Below are 20762 nucleotides of genomic sequence, written 5' to 3'. Positions count from 1 at the left end.
GGCGATAATTTCCGAATTTCAGGAGTTTTTACCGGTGTGAAAGCGTTTTTTCAATATTCCCTGCTCTTTTTGGTAACGGGTGTGCTGGCGCAAAACCGCAATAAGCCGGTAACCTTTACCAGCTTCCCTGACAGCATCCGCGTTGTACTGGAAAATACCCGTAATACCGAAGCCATGGTTATTGGCGGGGGCCTTACTACAGCCTGGAATAACCTTGGCCAGGATCAGCAGTTTCGCATTCAAAACCAGTTTTACCGGATGAAACGCAAGGGGTATAAACTGCGCCCGCATTTTGTTGATTATTTCGGCTGCATTGTTAATGCAGTTAGCGTTGAAGGCGCTGATATGGCCACGCTGAACCAGTTTTTGAATGTGGTTGATAAAGTTGTTGAAAATTACAAGCCGGATAAGACGCTGAAGTTTCTGTCTTCATCAAAGCAGTTCTTCCTCCATCATGCCTTGTATTACGATAAAACATACCGGCTGTATGCCCGTGATGATGACTACCGGTTTGAATACATGGAATACATTCCTCCACCGGCAGATACCACAGCAGTTGAAGAGACCAACTGGGATGACTGGCAGGATGAACCCGTGGACACCCTGCCGCAAGTGGTTGAACCATACTGGATGACCCCTGCACCGCAGCCGGTGGTTGAAGGACCGGTAATTCGGTTTAACCGGGTGTCGTTGAATTTTATCACACCGGCTGATTCTGTTTGGCTGAGTAATACAAAAGGAGTTTTTTCGCTAACTGATAACCTGTTTGTAGGCGAGGAGGGAAAATTTAACTGGACGTCAGCCGGATTGAGTGCGGATTCGGTGTACTGCGATTTTACGGTGTATAATTTCAGAGTTAACAAACCCGAATTAAAAGCCGACCTGGTAAAGTTTAATTACACCGGTAAAACACCTGGATTGATTTACGGCAAGTTTGAGTTTAAGTCGCAGCCGCGTAAACCGGGCACACCATCTTCGTGGCCTCAGTTTACCTCGTACGAGAACACGCTGGCCATACAGGGCTTTGGCAACGAGCGCATGAAATACCGTGGTGGATTTTCGTTGCACGGAACACGTATAAAGAGCACCAACGTAAATAATGAGTATGCTACCCTGGATGTACTCGACAGCCTGGGCAGCAAGCAATTCCAGGCAAAATCGCGTGCGTTTGTATTTACGGATTCAACGGTAACCTCCGACCGTACGACCTTTACCATTTACCAGCAAAACGATTCACTGGCACACCACTCGGTGCAGATGTACTATAACTTTCCAAAGAACACGGTCGTTATCACAAGCGAAAAGGGCCCGTTAAAAAATACTCCATTCACAGCATCGTTTTTCGGCCTGGATTTTTCGGCCAACCTTATTCGCTGGAATTTGAAGGCCGATAGCCTGGACATCTCCACTGTTGGCGGGCGTTCTACGGTACCCTTGATTTTGGAATCGCGCGATTACTATGATCCCGAAGACTTTCATCAATTGCATGGTTCCGGATTCAATTTTCATCCGCTGGCCGTTGTAGCTAAATATTGTATCGACTTTAACACGCGTGAAGTACACAGCGGAGACCTGGCCCAGGTTTACGGCATTAAAATTTTTGATGCACAGAAAGCACTCGAGTTTCTGGCTATTAAAGGATTGATTGAATACTGGCCCGAAAAGGATCTGGCTATCGTAAAAGAAAAGGCCATTACACAATACCTGGCACACAAAGGCGAAGTAGATTACGACAACATGAAGATCCATTCGGTTATGGGCTCGTATGTAATGGCCGATTTGAAAAAGCCCGTACACGCCAACGCAACACTGAGTTTTAAAAACCGCAACCTGGTGGTGCGGGGTGTGGAAGAATTCAGTTTGAGCGATTCACTGAATGTGGTAATCAAACCCGATAGCAGCGTGATTACCGTGCTTCAGAACCGCGACATCAAGTTTGACGGCACCATTACAGCCGGGAACTTTGAAATAACGGGCAAGGATTTTACACTCAAGTACGACAGCTTTTTTATTAACCTGAATAAGATTGACTCCATCAATTTTTATGCGATGGAAAAAAATGCACGTGGCCAGCTGGTGCGCAGAAAAATCAACAACTCGATGGTAGGTGCTGACTCCACCGCGGCAGCCGAGGGCGGACTGGGCGATATTTCGAAATCATCGGGCACCCTGTACATCAGCCGGCCCGATAATAAATCGGGCAAGAAAAAAATACCCAATTACCCCAGGCTGGATGCCACCACGGGTGGTGTGATTTATTTTGACAGGCCCGAAGTGCTCAATGGCGTGTACGACCGGTCTGTATTTTTTGTGGTGCCTCCGTTTAAACTGGACAGCCTGAACGATGCCGATCCGACCTCCATTAATTTTGAGGGTACCTTTGTTTCCAGCGGCATGTTTCCAAGTTTCAAAGAGAAGTTGCATACCATGCCCGATAAATCGCTGGGGTTTGAACACATCGTTCCGCGCGGAGGGTATCAACTATACAAAGGTGATGGAAAATTTGAAGGCGTTATTACACTCGATAACCGGGGTATCCGCTCAACCGGAACCATCACCTACCTGGCCGCTACGGTCAAGTCGCCTGATTTTGTGTTTTATCCTGATAGCGTTATTGCCAAAGGTCAGCGCGCACGCCTGGATGAAAAGCAAATCGGTGCTGTAAACTTTCCGCAGGCATCCTTACCCGATTTTCAGATGAAGTGGTACCCGAAGCGCGACCAGATGCGGCTGAAAAATCAGTCGGTGCCATTTAATCTTTATGATTCAACCGCACAACTGAACGGAATTTTAACCGTTTCGCGCACTGGGGTTACTGCTGCGGGAAAACTGGAAACCCGCGGGTCGGAGTTGCTCTCGCGCGAGATGAGTTTTTCGGCAAAAGATTTTGGCGCGAGGCATTCGCGTTTCCGCGCTAAATCGGCCGATCCTTCCAAGCCGTTGATTGACGGTACGGATGTACGGATAAAGTTTAACCTGGCCCAGAACTATGCCGACATCAGCCCGGAGATTGAAGGTGAGGCCGCTATCAACTTTCCGTATGCTCAGTTCAAAACCTCTATTCCGAATGCGCGCTGGGATTTAACCACCCAGAAAATCTCCATGACCAAAAGCCCCAATGTGCCGCTGGAGAACTCGTACTTCTACACTACCCGCAAAGAACTGGACTCACTCAATTTCATGGCCGAAAAGGCAGAGTATGATTTGAAAACACAACAACTCAAAGTAAGTGGCATCCCGTATATTATTGTTGCTGATGCCAAAATCACCCCCGAGAACAACGAGGTGCTCGTTCTTGAAGATGCCCGCATTGGTACACTGAAAAACACCGTGATCGTGTTAGACACACTAAACGGTTATCACCGCTTAACCGATGGTGTAGTAGATATTGTTTCAAGAAAGGAATTTAGTGGTCATGCAACCTATCAGTATGTTAACTTCCTGAAAGACACCTTCGCCATTAAAATGACCGACTTCAGGCTTGAACCGGTAACTGAAGTTGTTTCCTCCAAGCGAACCCCCCGGAAAAATTCAACGGCCTCCATGCAAACCGTAGCCACCGGCTCCGTAACCGAACAAATGCACCTGGTGCTGGGAGCCGGCATGTTTTACAAGGGCGATATGACCATGTATGCCACGCGCCCCGCATTACAACTGAGCGGCTCGGTTAAACTGGATATTAAAAACATTAAAGGCTACAACACCTGGATCCGCTACGAACAATCCGGTGAAGAAACCGAAGTGTTGATTGATTTTGATAATGCCCTTACCGAAGATGGCCGCAGGGTTTCGGCCGGGCTGCACCTCTCAGCCTTTGATAACAACCTCTATATTTCATTCTTAAACGAAAAGCGCGATGAGGACGAAGACTTCTTTCTGCCCAGCGGCACCTTGTTTTACGATGTTGCCAGCAAGGAGTATAAGATTGAAGACAGGGAAAAGGCGGCCGGCAATAAACTGAGCGGTAAAGTATTTGCCTATAATGATGAGACCCAGCTGGTGCGCTTTGAAGGACCGGTAAACCTGTTTAGCGGCAGCAAAGATTTCAACGTTAAAGCAACCGCCATAGGGCAGGGCAACATGCAAAACAATGAAATCCAGATGAACGCGATGGTCATTATCAATACCCCGGTTGCCCCGGCTGCGGTTGATGCCATGGCTGCCGACATTGCCGCGGTCGTTAAGAACGAATCGGTGGAAGAAGGACTGGGCGACCGCACCGATCTACTATACAAAATTGCCGATATCGTGGGCGAACGCGTTGCGCGCGACTATGAAAAGCGAAGCACACAAGGCTATGTATCGCTGGCTACGCTGCCCGAAACAGCCAAACCGCTTACATTTGCCAACATTAATTTCAAGTGGTCGCCTAAACACAAAGCCTTTTACAGCGAGGGCAGCCTGGGCCTTTCCAACATCAACCGAACCGACATCAACGGAAGTTTTGAAGGTTTTATGGAAGTAAAGAAAAACGAAGACGGCTCACCGGTGTTCAATGTGTTTATCAAAGCCTCGCCTGATTCATGGTATTACTTCGGGTACGAAGACAACCGGCTGCTCATGTATTCATCAAATGACGTATTCAACACCACCGTCTCCAAGCGTACCAATTCGGGCAAAGCCAAAGTGGGCGAGATGATTTTCATTCCCGGCACCGAAGAAGAAACGCTGGCATTTATTAACCGGTTCCGGAAAGACTACTACGGAATTGACGTTCCCTATAGCCTGAGTGCCGGCACTGCCAAAAAGAAGCAGGAGAAAAAGGAAGAGGACGATGGATTCTGATGAGTGGTTAATTTGGGTCACTTCAGCAAGATCAGTGTTATGTACCGGATCATTTGGCGTTATACAATCAACCCTGACTTTCTCGATGAGTTTCTCAAGTGGTATGCAGCAGATGGCGAATGGGCGAAATTTTTCCGGAAATCAACAAATAAATACATGGGCACTGATTTACTGAAGTCTGCCGATAACCCGCTTGAATATTTGACTATTGATAGGTGGAAGAGTAAGTCAGCGTATGAGGTATTTCGCGCCGCAAACAGTACCGAATACAGCAAGATCGACACCTTATGTGAGCGTTTTACGACTGACGAGAAGCTGCTTGGAAAGTATTTCAAGGCTGACCCCTCAACGCATCCTAACTAATTTACGAGATCGCCTGATTCAATTAAATATAACCACTAATTTCACGCCTTACCTAAAACCAGTTATTTCATGGTCAGAGAATACATCCAATCCAATAAACAGCGCTACCTCGATGAGTTGTTCGACTGGCTTCGCATTCCTTCGGTGAGTGCCGACAGTAAACACAAAAATGATGTTCGTAAAGCTGCAGAATTCCTGAAGGAAAAACTCACAATGGCCGGGGCTGATAAAATTGAATTGTGTGAAACCAGCGGCCACCCGATTGTGTATGCCGAAAAAATCATCAATCAATCATTACCCACCGTGCTGGTGTACGGCCATTACGATGTTCAGCCACCCGACCCGCTTAACCTGTGGACGTCACCGCCTTTCGAACCGGTAATCAAAGACGATAAGATTTACGCCCGCGGGGCGTGCGATGACAAAGGCCAGGTGTACATGCACGTAAAAGCGTTTGAAGCCATGATGAAGCACAATACGCTGCCTTGCAATGTGAAGTTTATGGTAGAAGGTGAGGAGGAAGTGGGCTCCGAAAACCTGGCAACTTTTATTAAGGAAAATAAATCAAAACTGAAAGCCGATGTTATTCTGATTTCAGATACGGCCATTCTATCATTGGATCATCCTTCAATTACCGTGGGCCTGCGCGGGCTCAGCTATGTAGAGGTGGAAGTAACCGGCCCGAACCGTGACTTGCATTCGGGGGTGTACGGTGGCGCAGTAGCCAACCCCATCAACGTGCTGGCGAAAATGATTGCTTCGCTGCACGATGAGAACGGCCGTATTACCATTCCCGGCTTTTACGATAAGGTAGTTGAACTCAGTGCGGCTGACAGGGAAGCATTGAACAGAGCACCATTTGATCTGAATCAATACAAGAAAGAGTTGGCCATCGATGAGGTGCAGGGCGAAGAAGGCTACACCACACTGGAGCGCACCGGCATCAGGCCAACGCTGGATGTAAACGGCATCTGGGGTGGTTATACCGGTGAAGGCGCAAAGACGGTGCTTCCCTCAAAAGCTTTTGCTAAAATTTCTATGCGGCTGGTTCCTAACCAGGAGAATCACGAAATCACCGAATTGTTTACAAAGCATTTTTTGTCGATTGCACCTAAATCGGTAAAAGTAAAAGTAACACCCCTGCATGGCGGGCAGGCTGCCGTAACACCAACGGATTCAAAAGCATTTAAAGCAGCCAGCACTGCATTTGAAGAGGTATGGGGCAAGCGCCCTATACCCACTCGCGATGGCGGCAGCATTCCGATTGTTGCTTTGTTTAAAAAGGAACTCGGCCTTGATACCGTGCTCATGGGCTTCGGCCTCGATTCGGACGCCATTCACTCGCCCAACGAGCATTACGGGGTAACGAATTTTATGCTCGGCATTGAAACCATCATCGCCTTTTATAAACACTATGCCCGTGCGTAGCCGTCAACTTTTTTACCGAACTTAACGTTATGCTTTGTATTTGAAATTTTATTATGGCTGGCAGAATACTGATAGTCCTGATCCTTGGCTCCGTTTCTGTGCTTCAGGCACAAATTCTTAAACCGGTTACGTGGTCGTGGCGGTCTGAGAAAAATTCCGTAAAAACCGGTGAAGAACTGGACCTGATTTTTACGGTAACAACCGACAAAAACTGGTATGTGTATGCCAACGACTTTGACCCCGATTGCGGGCCGATGCTCACCACCGTTACGTTTGAGAAGAACAATTCATTTGAACTGGTGGGCAACCTGAAGGCCATTAACCCCATTGCCAAGCACGATGAAATCTTCGGCTGCGATGTAAAGATTTTTAAGAACACGGGCGAATTCAGGCAACGGATAAAAGTTTTAACTGCAAAGCTGAAACTGGCCGGTATTATTGAAGGGCAAACCTGCACTGAAGTAGATGGTAAGTGTATTCCGTTTGAAAGTGATTTTGAGTTTACCGGAATAACTGTTTCCGGTAAGGAAATTGAAATACAACAACATGAAACACTATCCGACAAACCCGAACCTCAACCTGATGAAACAACAGGTACCACCGTGCAACCACAAATAACCTATAGCGGAGTTAAAGGGCCGGTATTGGATAAATCCATTCTGGATGGAACCGATAGCCTGAACAATGAATCGTTCTTCGGATACCTGGTATTTGCTTTTGTACTGGGGCTTATTTCGTTGATCACTCCCTGTGTATTCCCGATGGTGCCGATGACGGTAACATTTTTTCTGCGCGACAACCAATCGAAGAAAGAAGGCATTCGCAATGCCATCATTTTTGGTACCTCCATAATTACCATTTACACATTGGCCGGAACACTCTTTGCCGTGCTGTTGGGCGCAGAAGGACTTAACGCGCTGGCTACACACTGGGCCCCAAACCTTTTTGTGTTTGTCATCTTTATTGTGTTTGCACTTTCCTTTCTTGGTCTGTTCGAAATCACTGCACCACACCAGTTGGTAAACAAGGCCGATCAAAAAGCAGAAAAGGGCGGCCTGGCCGGAATTTTCTTTATGGCAGCCACCCTCGTGCTGGTTTCTTTTTCGTGCACCATACCCATTGTTGGCAATGTAGTGGTGCTGGCGGCCGGTGGGCAGATTTTAAAACCGATCCTGGCCATGTTTTCCTATTCGCTGGCGTTTGCCATTCCGTTTACCCTGTTCGCCATTTTCCCGGAGTGGATGAAAGGCCTGCCAAAATCGGGTGGCTGGCTGAACGCAGTAAAAGTTGTGCTGGGCTTTCTTGAACTTGCCCTTGCACTGAAATTTTTCAGCATAGCCGATCAGGCCTACCATTGGGGGCTGCTCGATCGCGATACGAATATTGCCTTGTGGATTGTCATTTTCTCACTGCTTGGATTTTACCTGCTCGGCAAAATCCGCATGCCGCACGATAGCCCCGTTGAGAGGATTTCTGTACCACGGTTGTTATTGGCCACGCTGGTTTTCTCGTTTGTTATTTACCTGGTACCCGGCTTGTGGGGCGCGCCACTTAAGGCCCTGGCAGGTTACCTGCCCCCGCAGCACACACACGATTTTGACCTGGTAGCCATGACGCGCAGCACGCGCGCCAATGAAATTTGCGATGCACCCAAGTATGCCGACTTTTTGCACCTTCCGCACGGACTACAAGGTTATTTCGATTACGAACAGGCCCTCAACTGTGCGCGACAGCAAAACAAACCGTTGTTTATTGACTTTACCGGTCATGGCTGCACCAACTGCCGGGAAATGGAAGCCGTGGTGTGGAGCGACCCGCTGGTGCTTGAACGGCTGAAAAATGATTACGTGATTGTGGCCCTTTACGTGGATGACAAAACCCCGCTTCCCGAAAGCGAATGGATAACCTCTTCGTACGATAACAAAGTGAAGAAAACCATCGGCAAGAAAAATGCCGACCTGCAGATAACCAACCTTGATAATAACGCCCAGCCGTTTTATGTGCTGGTGGGTAAAGATGAACGTGTGCTGGCCTGGCCGTATGGCTACGATCGCAGCGTGGAAAAGTTTGCTGCCTTTCTTGACAGTGGCAAGAAGAAGTTTGCCGAGTTATACAAGTAGGCAGCCGGACTTTATCCTAAACCATTTCAAAAAAGGTTTATCTTTACACAACTCATTTTTTAAACTTGTCCGGTATTTTTTAAACAACTGCTGAACTAAGTTCACGGAAATGCAGAAAGTAATTGTCGGGTCAATTTGCGGCTTCCTGATGCTTGGATTGTTTAGCGTCAATCCACCTGAGCAATCAGAAGCACAACCTGCCGCTGTATATTTTCCTGTGAGCATCCCGAATGCTCCGGTTACCCGATACGGGGTACCCATAGATAATAACCTGGTTATTGAGGATAAGATCAAGCCAAATCAATTTCTGTCTGATTTGTGGCGACAGTTTAACGTGCCGGCCGCACTGATTAACCAAATGGCATCGCTTCCGCGATCGGTTTTTGATGTACGTAAAGTAGCCCCCGATAAGAAGTACACATTTATCTGTTCAGCCGATTCGTTACGTACACCTAAAGCATTTATATACGAACCCAATCCGGTGGATTACATCGTATTTAGGTTTGATGAATCGCTTTGGGTAGATGTTTGCCAGCGCGAGGTGCAGGTAATTGAAAAAGAAATCAGCGGAGTAATTGGAACAACGTTATTCCACACCATAGCTCAACTGGGCATCTCCTATGAACTTACCAACAGGTTTGTTGATATTTTTGCCTGGCAGGTTGATTTTCAGCGGCTGCAGCGTGGCGATGAGTTCAAACTCATTTACGAAGAACTTCAGGTTGAAGGCAGGCCGATAGCTATCCAGAAAATCAGCGGCATTTATTTTAATCATTCCAATAACCCTTACTACGCCATTCCTTTTGATCAGGGCGAAGGGCTTAATTACTTCGATGAGAGCGGAAACAGTTTACGTAAAGCGCTTCTCAAGTATCCCATTGAATTTACGCGCATCAGCTCGCGTTATTCGGGTAAGCGGTTCCATCCGGTGCTTAAAGTAAACCGACCACACCTGGGCACCGACTTTGCAGCTCCAACCGGTACGCCCATTCGTTCGGTTGGCGATGGTATTGTTGAAGAAGCCGGGTACACTTCCAATAACGGCAACTACGTTAAAATCAGGCACAACAGCACGTACACTACACAATACCTGCACATGTCGAAAATTGCTCCCGGTATTCAGCGCGGGGTGCGCGTTAAACAGGCACAATGGATAGGCAATGTAGGCAGCACCGGCCTGGCTACCGGTCCGCATCTGTGCTATCGGTTCTGGAAAAACGGCAAGCAGGTTGATGCCCTGAAGGTAGAACTTCCCCCGTCACAACCCATTCAGGCTGTCAATCGTGTACAGTTTGATGAAGTTAAAACCAAGATCATGATTCGGTTACAGGCAATTCCATCGGCCAGCCAGGTAATTCTGGCTTCGGCACTATAATCCCAAAAAATTAAATTTTTGCGCACTTTACGGTGCAGGTTTTCGTATATGTTTACAACATGAGCCGGCACACACAGCTTATCGGATTGGTAATGGGCTTTTTGATTACCCAGGTCGCTTTTGCGCAAAAAGTAGGCTTAGTGTTAAGTGGCGGTGCGGCAAAGGGCATTGCCCACATTGGTGTATTAAAAGCCTTAGAAGAGCATAACGTTCCAATTGATTATGTCGTGGGCACGTCCATGGGGGGCATTGTAGGTGGCTTTTATGCGGCCGGTTACAGCCCGGAAGAAATCGAGAAGCTGGTTTTGTCTGATGATTTTTTACGATGGATACGCGGGTTGCCGGAGCGCGGTTATAACTACCATTACTACAGTCAGGACAACTCACCCGATTTTGTTACCCTGAACCTGTCGCTCGATTCGGCCCTGGCATTTCAGCTAAATGCCAGTATTGCCAGTGATGTTTCGTTAAACTTTATGTTGCAGGAAAAACTGGCGCAGGCCTCGGCAGCTGCCCGTGAAAATTTTGATAGCTTATTGGTTCCGTTTCGGGCGGTAGCAGCCGAAGTATTTACGCAAAGTCAGGTAATTCTTAAACGCGGATCGCTGGCTGATGCCTTACGGGCAACACAAACGGTGCCTTTTTTCTATACGCCCATCCGGGTGGATGGAAAGTACCTGTTCGATGGGGGCATTTACAATAATTTTCCCGTGGATGTGGCCAGCCAGGAGTTTCATCCCGATGTGATTATCGGCAGCAATGTGTCGTCAAAAATTTATAAAGAGTATCCTGCCAGTGAAGATGAGAAACTTATTGCCCGTTCATTATTGTACATGTTGCTCGATAATTCCGATCCGGCCGACCTGGATAGCATGGGTATTTACATTGAGCCTGACGTGAAAGGCTACACCTCTTTTGACTTTGATAAGGCCCGGGCGCTGATTGACAGTGGGTACCGGCAAACACTGCGCATGTTACCCGAAATAAAATCACGAATTCTGGTGCAGCGCAGCGTGCAGGAACTAACGCAAGCGCGTGAAGCATTTCACATACAGAAAATTCCACTACGCTTCGGCCCGCTCTTATTTCATTCATGTAATTCCAAGCAACGAAAATATATTCGGAGGATCTTTAATGACAAACCCGAAAATCATCCGCTAAGCCTGTCGGAAATTAAACAAGGTTATTTTAAGTTGGTATCGGAATCTTATTTTAACAATATCTATCCAAGTATTTCTTATGACACCTCTGGCTCCCTTTATCGATTGCACCTAACCCGGAGACCACAAAAAAATTTCAGGGTTGATTTTGGCGGAGTGCTGGCTACCCGAAACGTAAGCAACATTTATCTTGGTTTAAACTATTTTTATTTTAACCGGGCATTGAGTCATTTTTATACCGCGTTTCAAACCGGCAGTTTCTATCAATCGGTGCTGGCCAGTGCACGTCTTGATTTCCCCTTCTTTGGTCGGTTTTACGTACAGCCCGAAGTGATGTACAACGGATACGATTATCTTGAGAGCAATGATTTACTGAAGAAAACCTCACCCACCGTGCTGAACCGGTTCGATCGCCAGGCCACGTTAAACCTGGGTTGGCCCATCGGGCGGACAATTAAAAGCAATGTTACTTTTACCGGCTTCAATAACGAGGACCGGTATTCCAATTATAAGTCATTTAACAGTACCGATACACTTGATAAGCTTGATCTGGCGGGTTATAAAACAGGATTTCAGTTTACGTCCAGCACGCTTGACAGAAAACAGTATGCATCGGCCGGCAGCGCATTCTCACTTGCGCTTGCGTATGTTAATGTAACTGAAAAGTACATTGCCGGCACCACCGCTGACCCGTCCATTCAAAACAGCCCAAACCGAAACCTTCAGTGGTTTCAACTACGGGTAACAGCTCAGCAGTTTTATAGTAAGGGGTGGTTCCGGCCGGGGTATTATGTTGAGGCAGTTTTCTCCAATCAACCCGTGTTTCGGAATTACTTTGGTACCGTTGTTAATGCACCGGCATTTTTGCCCCTGCAGGATAGTCGCACGGTAATACTCGAAAACTTCAGGGCATTTAATTACCTGGCTTTTGGTTTGCGCCATGCTATAATTATCAAGCCCCGAACACTGGACTGGCGATTGGATGGATACCTCTTCAAGCCTATTGAGTACATCCGGCAAGGGGCCAATCAGGAAGCGGTAATCGACAGCGAACTGACCAAAGTATTTTTTGCAGCCACCACCGGGCCGGTGTACCACTCGCCCATAGGCCCGGTTAGCCTTAGCCTGAACTATTATGATGATAAAGAAAACCGCCTGGGCGTAATGCTACATGTAGGATTTTTGCTTTTTAATAAGCATGTATTCGAATAACATGCCCTATAGGGTTAATTATTCGAACTTTTTATACATGGCTACAACCGGGGGCAGGCGGTTAATTCATGTACCTTTTCGGAGGTTTTTTAAAATTTAGCTATGTTTAAACCTCAAAATAAACCCGCCACAGCATTCATGAAGAAAATTTTACTCCCCCTTCTTCTCTCACTTATAGTGTTTGTTCATGCCCCTGCCCAGGTTGTACAGTGGGCCTCTAAGGTTATGGGCTTTTCATCAGAACTGACCCCGGTTCAGTATTCGGCCCAGCAGGCGCTGGGTAAACCCAACGTGTTGCCGGCCGGAGGACAAAACCCCAACGCATGGGCACCGGACAAACCCAACCGGAAAGAGTTTTTGAAACTGGGCTTTGACAATCCCATTAACATTCAACAAATCGCCATCGCTGAGTCGCACAATCCCAGCGCCCTCTTTAAGGTATTATTGTATGATGAAAGCGGAAAGGAATATGAAGTAAGCACACTTAATCCGCAGGCTGTACCCCTGAAGGGCCGCATGCTGAATCTGTTTGTCGAGAAAACCCCATACAAGGTGGCTGCAGTTAAACTGGAGTTTGATGGAGCGGCTGTACCGGATTATTACGGAATTGATGCGGTGGCCATCAGCGACTCAAACTATCCAATCATCGCTTTTATTCCAAAGCCCTCGCTTTTGGCATCCGGAATCATTATTGAGCAACTGGATGAAAAAGTAAACAGTGAGTATGCCGAACTGAATCCTATCCTGTCGCCTGATGGAAAGACCTTATACTTCAGCCGGAGGAATCACCCGGAGAATATCGGGGGAGTGAATGATAAGGAAGACATCTGGTATTCGGAACTGGGCGAAGACGGCAAGTGGCAACTGGCCAAAAACATGGGCCCGCAGTTTAATAACGAGCACCCCAATTTTGTTAACTCTATAAATTCAGTTACACCCGATGGCCGCACGGCAGTAATGTTATTAGGTAACAAATATTTACCAAAAGGAAAAATGCTGGCCGGTGTTTCGGTAAGTTCCAACGTAGGCGGCCGGTGGACAGAACCCGTACCACTGAACATTACCAACGATTACAACTTCAACGAGAAAGCCAACTACTTTCTTACTAATAACCGGAAGACGTTGATTATGTCTGTTGAGCGTGAAGACTCTCAGGGCGATCGCGATTTGTATGTTTCATTTATGAAAGACGACAGCGTGTGGACTGAGCCGCTTAACCTGGGCAAGGTGGTCAATTCGGCAGGGGAAGAGTCGGCCCCTTTTCTCGCTGCAGATGATAAGACGCTGTATTTCTCTTCCAACGGCTTCAGCGGTTATGGTGGTACGGATATTTATGTTTCAAAACGGTTGGATGACACGTGGACCAATTGGTCAGAACCCGAGAACCTCGGCCCGGAAATAAACTCACCGCTGGAAGATTTGTTTTTCAATATCCCGGCCGAAAGTGAATATGCATATTATTCCCGTGGCGTAACCGAAACCAACACCGATATTTTTAGAGTAAAGTTACCCATCATGCGCAGTCCTGAACCCTGGGTTACTGTAAAGGGTAAACTGGTTGACGGTGAAACCGGAAAGCCCATTGGCGCTAAAATTATTTATGAGCGCCTGCCCGATGGAACCGAGTTAGGCATTGCGCAATCCAATCCCGAAACCGGTGAGTATGAGATTAAATTGCCGGCCGGCCATTTGTATGGCATCCGCGCAGAGGCCAAAGATCATATTTCCGAAAGCCAGAACCTGGATTTACGGAACATTACTTCAGACATGGTTATCCAGAATAAAGACTTCAACCTGCAACCCATACGGGTAGCCCGCATTGATGAAAATGCAACCATTACGCTGAACAACATTTTCTTTGATTTTGATAAGGCAACGTTAAAACCGGAATCCTTCCCTGAACTGGACAGGCTTGTATCGTTAATGAAAGAGCGGCCGGCCATGCAGGTTGAAATTGACGGGCATACCTGCGACATCGGAGATGAACAATACAATTTGGGGCTATCCGAACGCAGGGCTAAGTCGGTACAGAAGTACCTTATCAGCAAAGGTATTGAGGCTTCGCGGGTAGCTGTTCAGTTTTTTGGCGAAACCAAACCGGCTGTTGAAAATACCAACCGCGAAACCCGCAGAAAGAACCGCAGGGTTGAGTTTAAAATCATTAAACTATAACCGCATAAGCCATGAAAGCAAGATGGATTGTTATTCTTCTTTCCTGTTTCAGTTCAACAGGCCTGTTGGCTCAGGAAGAAAATACGGTAGTTGCTTCCGGCCGGGTGCTTAATGCCGATACAAAAGAGCCGTTGGTGGCACGTATAACCTACCAGAGTTTGCCCTACGGCAACCGCATGGGAGTTATCAACAACAGCACGTTTAGTTTTCCGCTCTTTGATGGCGAGCGGTACTCCATTACGGTTGAAGCTACCGGTTATGCTTCAGCTAAGTATATGATTGACCCGGCCGAAGCAACCGATGGTAAAATTGTGAAAGACATTGAACTGCACCACACCACCGGCAACGTCAGCAAAAAGCACTCGGCCGGAACCGTAATGCGGTTGGACAACCTGATATTTGAGCAGGCCAAATCCAAAATTGATCCGTCATCTTACCAGGAACTTGACCTGCTGGTGGCTATGATGAATGAACACAAAAGCATGGTCATTCAGTTAGAAGGGCACACCGATTATGCAGGAGATCCGGCAAAAAATCAAAAACTTTCTCAGCAACGCGTAGATGAAGTAAAGGAGTACCTGGTAAAAAAGGGAATCTCAAAGGAGCGTGTAAAAACGAAAGCCTTTGGCGGCACCATGCCGCTTTCGCATGATAATACACCGGAGGCCCGCAGACTTAATCGCAGGGTAGAGGTGCGCATTTTACAAAATTGATTCAGGGTTCCAGGCTGGCTACAACAGGTAAAGCCTTGTAACGGATCGCCTGAAGCGCCTTTTTGAATCTCGATTTTTCGCTGGCGTTCAGGTTACTTTCATGCACGGTTATCAGCAACAGCCTGGCCATTTCTTCAATCCTCGGTGATGAATACCGGCTAATGGATTCGTTCAGATAGAAAACGGCTTGTGCCAGGTTTTGCTTGTTGTACGCTTCAATCGCCAGGTTATAATAGAGCAAGCCCGCCAACTCCTCAATGGTTACCGTGTCAAACAAGTCAAATGAAAAATCATAGTGCATGTAGTCATCTGCCGCAGTGGTCAATGTTGGCGCAGTGGCTTTATAGGCCCGCATTCGCTTTGAAATTTCGTCAGCCCCGATTACAAGCCCGTTTATCGGGTCAGTGGCCTCCAGCAAAAGCTCACCAACTTCTGTATTGACTAAAATGAAAATGTGGTAGTTGGTTTCAATTACCTGATGACGGATATTGAAATCGGAAAGAATTAACGAGTAAAGGATTGTGCCGGTAAGGCAATTGTAGGAGCCGTCCTTAAACAACAGGCCGAAGGTGGCTTGTGCATTGAAATGCTTTAAAAATTTTCTATGCGTGCTTGTAAAAATGTGCCGTACAAACGCTGATTCCGAACGGAATTTATGGTGCTTTCCCTGTAAGTAATTCAGGTGACGGATGAACTGCTCATGATCACCTGCATTTCCGCTGGTTGCCAAAAAAGTAGCTAAATAACGCTCTGTTGCCGGATTAATCGGTTTCGACCATCCGCCAAAGGCCCAAATCAACATTAAAACCAAGCCCAACCCCCTCATTGTTATCTAAATGTTAAGCTAATGTTAACAAAATTAATTATAGATTAATAAAATCAAAGCATAACGTAACATTTAATTAACATTTGGGAGGTTCGCAGAATTCGCCAACTTTCGCTTTATGAGAGCTGCTATTGGCGATTTCACAGCCACAGATAGGATTAACGAGATTTTCAACCGGCAAAAGCAATCAGTCTGGGTATTGCGTACCGAATCAATTTCGATGCGCAAAAAGCGGTTGAAGGCGCTTGCCGGCTGGATTAAAACGAACCGCAGGCTTATACAACAGGCCATTTATGCCGACTTCAGAAAACCTGAAGTTGAAACCGATGCCACTGAAATTTTTGCTGTACTCACTGAGATTGACCATGCCCTGACCAACCTGGATCGCTGGACAAAGCCGGTAAAAGTTGATGCACCGGTAACCATGCTGGGCACACGGTCGGCCATTGTATATGAACCGAAAGGCGTTTGCCTCATCATCGCTCCCTGGAATTACCCGTTCAATCTGTCCATCGGCCCGTTAGTTTCTGCGCTGGCGGCCGGCAACAGCGCCATTATTAAACCGTCCGAACTCACTCCAGCTACATCGGCTGTCGTTGCCAAACTTTGCTCTGATCTGTTTGACGAATCGGTTGTTGCTGTTTTCGAAGGTGGTGTAGGGGTGTCGCAGCAATTACTGGGGCTACCATTTGACCATATTTTTTTTACCGGCAGCCCGGCCATTGGTAAGGTAGTAATGCAGGCTGCGGCTAAACACCTTACTTCAGTTACACTTGAATTAGGTGGCAAATCGCCTGTTATTGTAACGCCTTCAGTCCGGTTGCGCGATGCAGCCCGCAGGATTGCTGTGGCCAAGTTTATCAATAACGGCCAAACCTGTATTGCCCCTGACTATGTACTGGTGCACGAATCGGTCGTGCAAAATTTCGTTACCGCATTGTGTGAGGAAACGTTAAAACGTTTTGCTGTTGATGGTTCCATCGAAAAGTCGCCTTACTATGCCCGCATCGTTAATGAAAAGCATTTTAACCGTGTCCATGAACTTGTTCAGGACGCTATAAATAAAGGCGCCCGGGTTGAAATGAGCGGGCCGGTTGATGCAGTTGCGCGGCTCATCCATCCGGTTATTCTCTCGCAGGTTCCGGAACATTCGCGGGTACTTGAAGAAGAAATTTTCGGACCGGTGCTGCCCGTTGTTGCGTATCAAACAATCAATGAGGCCGTCCGGTTTATCAATCAAAAACCCAAGCCGCTGGCCCTGTATATTTTTGGTACCAACAAGAAAGAACAGCGTGAAATACTGGCCAATACCTCATCAGGCGCAGCCTGCATAAACGATTGTGCCATTCACTTTCTTCATCCTAACCTGCCTTTTGGCGGGGTAAACAACAGCGGCATCGGTAAATCGCACGGGTATTACGGCTTTTTGGCATTCTCAAATGAAAAACCTGTATTACGGCAGCGAAGCGGTTTTACTTCTGTTCAACTTTTTTACCCACCCTATACCAATCGGGCAAAAAAAATAATGGATTGGCTTATTCGTTGGATGTAAGCCGGCACCCGATTTGACCGAAACTTAACCGGCATTTACGCGGCCGGTTTCGTACTTTTACAGTCCTGTTAAACCTTAAAGAATATGTTCAAGAAGATTGCCATCGGATTGTTGATTTTTGTGGTTGTGTTGGTTGCCGCTGCTTTCGTTTTGCCGATTGTTTTTAAAGATGACATCAAAGCGGCCATCGACCGTGAGCTGGCCAAATCGGTGAATGCCGATGTGGTATTTGATGCCGATAAGTTCAGCCTCACCCTGTTCCGTAATTTCCCCAACATCACGGTTGAAATGCGTGATTTTGGCGTGATCAACCGCGAACCCTTTGCCGGTGAAGTGTTGTTTGCTACGGAAAAGCTGGAAGTTGAAGTAAACCTGAAAGATATTCTGTTTGGCGATAAACTCAGGATTAAGGGCATTTCATTAATCCGGCCCATTATTAACGTGCGTGTATTGGAAGACGGCCGCGCCAATTACGACATTGCTATTCCTGCGGGCGATACGACTGCAACCTCCGAAGAGGCAGGTGAATTTTCATTTGGCATTGATCACTGGCAGGTGGTTGAGGGCGATGTGGTGTATGACGATAAGTCCATTCCGTTTTTACTTGAACTCAAAAACATGAATCACAAAGGAAGCGGTGATTTTTCACAGGCTTCGTTTGACCTGAAAACTTCAACCGTGGTGGATACGGTTAATGTTGGCTATGCCGGTGACATGTACCTGGCCAACAAGCGTGCCCAGATTGATGCCGTTATTTCGATAAGTGAAGAGTACACCAAATACACCTTTAAAGAAAATGCGGCAAAGATTAACGACTTCGCCATGAGTTTTGACGGCTGGCTGAAAATGAATGACGATAATTTCGACATGGACATTTCATTTAAAAGCCCCGAAAACACCTTCAAAAGTTTGCTCTCACTGGTTCCCGGCATGTATTCCGAAAGTTTTAAAAATATCCAGACAGATGGGGAACTGGCCTTTGATGGTTTTGTAAAAGGAATTTACAGTGAAAAGCAGATGCCCGCGTTCAATGTAAACCTCAAGGTAACCGATGCCATGTTTAAATACCCCGATCTGCCCACACCCATTAACAACATTAATCTCGACATGCTGGTGGACAATAAAGACGGTGTGATCGATAACACGGTGATTGATGTAAAGAAATTTCACATGGATTTCGGATCTAATCCATTCGATGCCCGCGCCCTCATCAGCAAACTTTATCCTACTCAGGTTGATGCCAACCTGCAGGCAAAACTAAACCTGGCCGAAGTGAGTAAGATGTTCCCTGTGCAGGGGCTTGACCTGAAAGGAAACTACGCCATTAACCTTACAGCAAAAGGTGTTTACGACAGCCTGAAAAAAACCATACCCTCCATTGATGCGGCCATGTCGCTGGCAAACGGGTACGTCAAGTCATCGGAGTTTCCCCTGCCGCTGCAGGACATGGCTTTCAGTGCCGGCATAAAAAACAATTCCGGCAAAATGGCCGAAACCACCATCGCGGTTAAAAACTTCGCCATGGTTATGGATAATGAAAAATTCACAGCCGATCTGTTAATCCAAAACCTGGAAGACTACACCTGGGATGTAAAAGCCAATGGCGGTATCGACCTTGAAAAGATTACAAAGATTTTTCCGCTCGAAGGCATGACCCTTGCCGGAAAAGTAAAGGCCGACCTGCAGACCAAAGGAAAAATGAGTGACCTGGAGGCCGAGCGTTACGATAAACTTCCTACCAGTGGCAGCGCTTCGTTGAAAGATTTCAAATACACCTCAAACGATCTGCCCTATGCCGTAACACTTTCGCAGGCTGAAATGGCCTTCGATCCGAAGAAGATTGAGATGAAGCAGGTTACCGGTACCATCGGCCGCAGTGATTTCAATGTTTCCGGGGCCGTATCAAATTACATCGGCTACCTGTTCGGTAAAAATGAATTACTCAAAGGCAGCATGACGTTCGGTTCAAACCTGCTCGACCTGAATGAATTCATGACGGATACAGGAGAGGAAACGACAACAGCCGATACGACTTCATACGGTGTACTAGCGATACCAAAAAATATTGACTTCCTGTTAAAATCAAACATCCGCACTGTACGCATGATGGACTTTACCATTACCAATGCGGCTGGAGATATTATCGTAAAAGACGGCATCGCCAACCTGAGCGGACTATCCTTTAACATGCTGGGCGGGGCCTTTACCGTAAACGGAACGTACAACCCCACCGACCTGGCCCACCCCAAGTACGATTTTGGCCTGAAGATTGAAAATCTCTCCATTGCCCAATCGGCCGCTTCCTTCTCGCTGGTGCGCAGCTATGCACCGGTGGCCGGCCTGGTTAACGGCAACTTCTCTACCGATTTCAAAATCAGCGGTGAATTGTTACAAAACATGATGCCCAACCTGAAAACGGTTAATGGCGATGGCCTGGTGAAAATTGCTCAAGCTGCGTTAAAGGAATCCAAACTTGTTTCGGGTATCACCTCGCTCACCAAGCTGGATAACACCAATGAGGTAACGATGAAAGATGTACTCATGTCGGCCTCAATAAAGAACGGACGGCTAAGTGTAAAACCGTTTGAGGTAAAGTTTGGCAATTACAAAACCACGGTTGCCGGGAGTACCGGTATTGATGGTTCAATTGATTATGCCCTGAAAATGGATGTTCCGGCCGGTAAACTGGGCACGCAGTTTAACAGTTTTGTCAGCCAGTACACGGGTGGCAAAACCGATCCGAATGCGATGATCCCGCTCAATATCGGTTTGGGTGGATCCTTCCTGAATCCCCAGCCCAAACTGCTGATGACGGAGCAGAAACAACAGGTGCAGCAAGCTGTAACCACAGCCGTTACCCAGGAAGCCGAGAAAAAAGCCAACGAACTGGTATCGGGGTTGCTTAATAAAAACCAGCCTAAATCCGATAGCGCCAAAAAGGACAGCATCGCCAAACCGGAAGACCCGAAAAAGAAAGCAGTGGATGAGGGCGTGAAGGCTATCCAGAATTTACTGAAGAAGAAAAAGAACTAATCGGTTGCACGGATTGGCAACAC

General features: G+C 47.0%; 11 protein-coding genes. 10 read left to right on the top strand and 1 reads right to left on the bottom strand.

Translation table 11 applies throughout. The features are described from left to right. The first annotated feature begins 36 nt into the window (after nucleotides 1–36). The 8 genes from HRU69_03690 (at nucleotide 37) to HRU69_03655 (ending at nucleotide 15328) form a co-directional block, all read left to right on the top strand. On the top strand, nucleotides 37–4785 hold the full coding sequence (locus tag HRU69_03690; protein QOI96644.1) for a hypothetical protein: 4749 nt from the start codon (nucleotides 37–39) through the stop codon (nucleotides 4783–4785). A gap of 39 nt (nucleotides 4786–4824) precedes the next feature. Next, nucleotides 4825–5148 carry a hypothetical protein gene (locus tag HRU69_03685; GenBank protein QOI96643.1) on the top strand — a complete coding sequence of 108 codons (324 nt, stop codon included), beginning with the start codon at nucleotides 4825–4827 and terminating at the stop codon, nucleotides 5146–5148. 69 nt (nucleotides 5149–5217) lie between these two features. Beyond that, nucleotides 5218–6576, top strand: coding sequence for a dipeptidase (locus HRU69_03680; GenBank protein ID QOI96642.1), 1359 nt, complete (start codon nucleotides 5218–5220; stop codon nucleotides 6574–6576). A gap of 53 nt (nucleotides 6577–6629) precedes the next feature. Beyond that, on the top strand, nucleotides 6630–8696 hold the full coding sequence (locus tag HRU69_03675; protein ID QOI96641.1) for a thioredoxin family protein: 2067 nt from the start codon (nucleotides 6630–6632) through the stop codon (nucleotides 8694–8696). A 109-nt stretch (nucleotides 8697–8805) separates the two neighbouring features. Further along, nucleotides 8806–10071, top strand: coding sequence for a peptidoglycan DD-metalloendopeptidase family protein (locus HRU69_03670; GenBank protein QOI96640.1), 1266 nt, complete (start codon nucleotides 8806–8808; stop codon nucleotides 10069–10071). A 59-nt stretch (nucleotides 10072–10130) separates the two neighbouring features. Then, nucleotides 10131–12443: a patatin-like phospholipase family protein gene (locus tag HRU69_03665; GenBank protein QOI96639.1), complete on the top strand. Its 2313-nt coding sequence runs from the start codon at nucleotides 10131–10133 to the stop codon at nucleotides 12441–12443. A gap of 138 nt (nucleotides 12444–12581) precedes the next feature. Then, on the top strand, nucleotides 12582–14615 hold the full coding sequence (locus HRU69_03660) for an OmpA family protein (protein QOI96638.1): 2034 nt from the start codon (nucleotides 12582–12584) through the stop codon (nucleotides 14613–14615). A gap of 11 nt (nucleotides 14616–14626) precedes the next feature. Then, nucleotides 14627–15328: an OmpA family protein gene (locus tag HRU69_03655; GenBank protein ID QOI96637.1), complete on the top strand. Its 702-nt coding sequence runs from the start codon at nucleotides 14627–14629 to the stop codon at nucleotides 15326–15328. A gap of 1 nt (nucleotide 15329) precedes the next feature. Here HRU69_03655 and HRU69_03650 read toward each other — a convergent pair whose 3' ends face one another. Beyond that, nucleotides 15330–16145 (bottom strand): hypothetical protein, encoded by an 816-nt coding sequence (locus tag HRU69_03650; protein ID QOI96636.1) that lies wholly within the window; start codon nucleotides 16143–16145, stop codon nucleotides 15330–15332. A 127-nt stretch (nucleotides 16146–16272) separates the two neighbouring features. On the opposite strand from HRU69_03650, the gene HRU69_03645 reads away from it, so the two are divergent. After that, entirely contained in the window at nucleotides 16273–17706 is a 1434-nt protein-coding gene (locus HRU69_03645; protein ID QOI96635.1) for an aldehyde dehydrogenase family protein, read from the top strand. Between the two features lie 84 nt (nucleotides 17707–17790). Then, nucleotides 17791–20739, top strand: a complete 2949-nt coding sequence (locus tag HRU69_03640; GenBank protein QOI96634.1) for a hypothetical protein — start codon at nucleotides 17791–17793, stop codon at nucleotides 20737–20739. The last annotated feature ends 23 nt before the right edge of the window (nucleotides 20740–20762 follow it).

Source organism: Flammeovirgaceae bacterium (assembly GCA_015180985.1).
GTDB lineage: Bacteria > Bacteroidota > Bacteroidia > Cytophagales > Cyclobacteriaceae > UBA2336.
Note: the sequence above shows the minus strand (reverse complement) of the source record. Positions and strands in the feature narration are given on the sequence as shown.

Excerpts from the sequence above, each read along its gene's own strand:
- HRU69_03685 (QOI96643.1), top strand. The coding sequence starts at position 4,825 with ATGTACCGGATCATTTGGCGTTATACAATCAACCCTGACTTTCTCGAT.
- HRU69_03680 (QOI96642.1), top strand. The coding sequence starts at position 5,218 with ATGGTCAGAGAATACATCCAATCCAATAAACAGCGCTACCTCGATGAG.
- HRU69_03675 (QOI96641.1), top strand. The coding sequence starts at position 6,630 with ATGGCTGGCAGAATACTGATAGTCCTGATCCTTGGCTCCGTTTCTGTG.
- HRU69_03670 (QOI96640.1), top strand. The coding sequence starts at position 8,806 with ATGCAGAAAGTAATTGTCGGGTCAATTTGCGGCTTCCTGATGCTTGGA.
- HRU69_03665 (QOI96639.1), top strand. The coding sequence starts at position 10,131 with ATGAGCCGGCACACACAGCTTATCGGATTGGTAATGGGCTTTTTGATT.
- HRU69_03660 (QOI96638.1), top strand. The coding sequence starts at position 12,582 with ATGAAGAAAATTTTACTCCCCCTTCTTCTCTCACTTATAGTGTTTGTT.
- HRU69_03655 (QOI96637.1), top strand. The coding sequence starts at position 14,627 with ATGAAAGCAAGATGGATTGTTATTCTTCTTTCCTGTTTCAGTTCAACA.
- HRU69_03645 (QOI96635.1), top strand. The coding sequence starts at position 16,273 with ATGAGAGCTGCTATTGGCGATTTCACAGCCACAGATAGGATTAACGAG.
- HRU69_03640 (QOI96634.1), top strand. The coding sequence starts at position 17,791 with ATGTTCAAGAAGATTGCCATCGGATTGTTGATTTTTGTGGTTGTGTTG.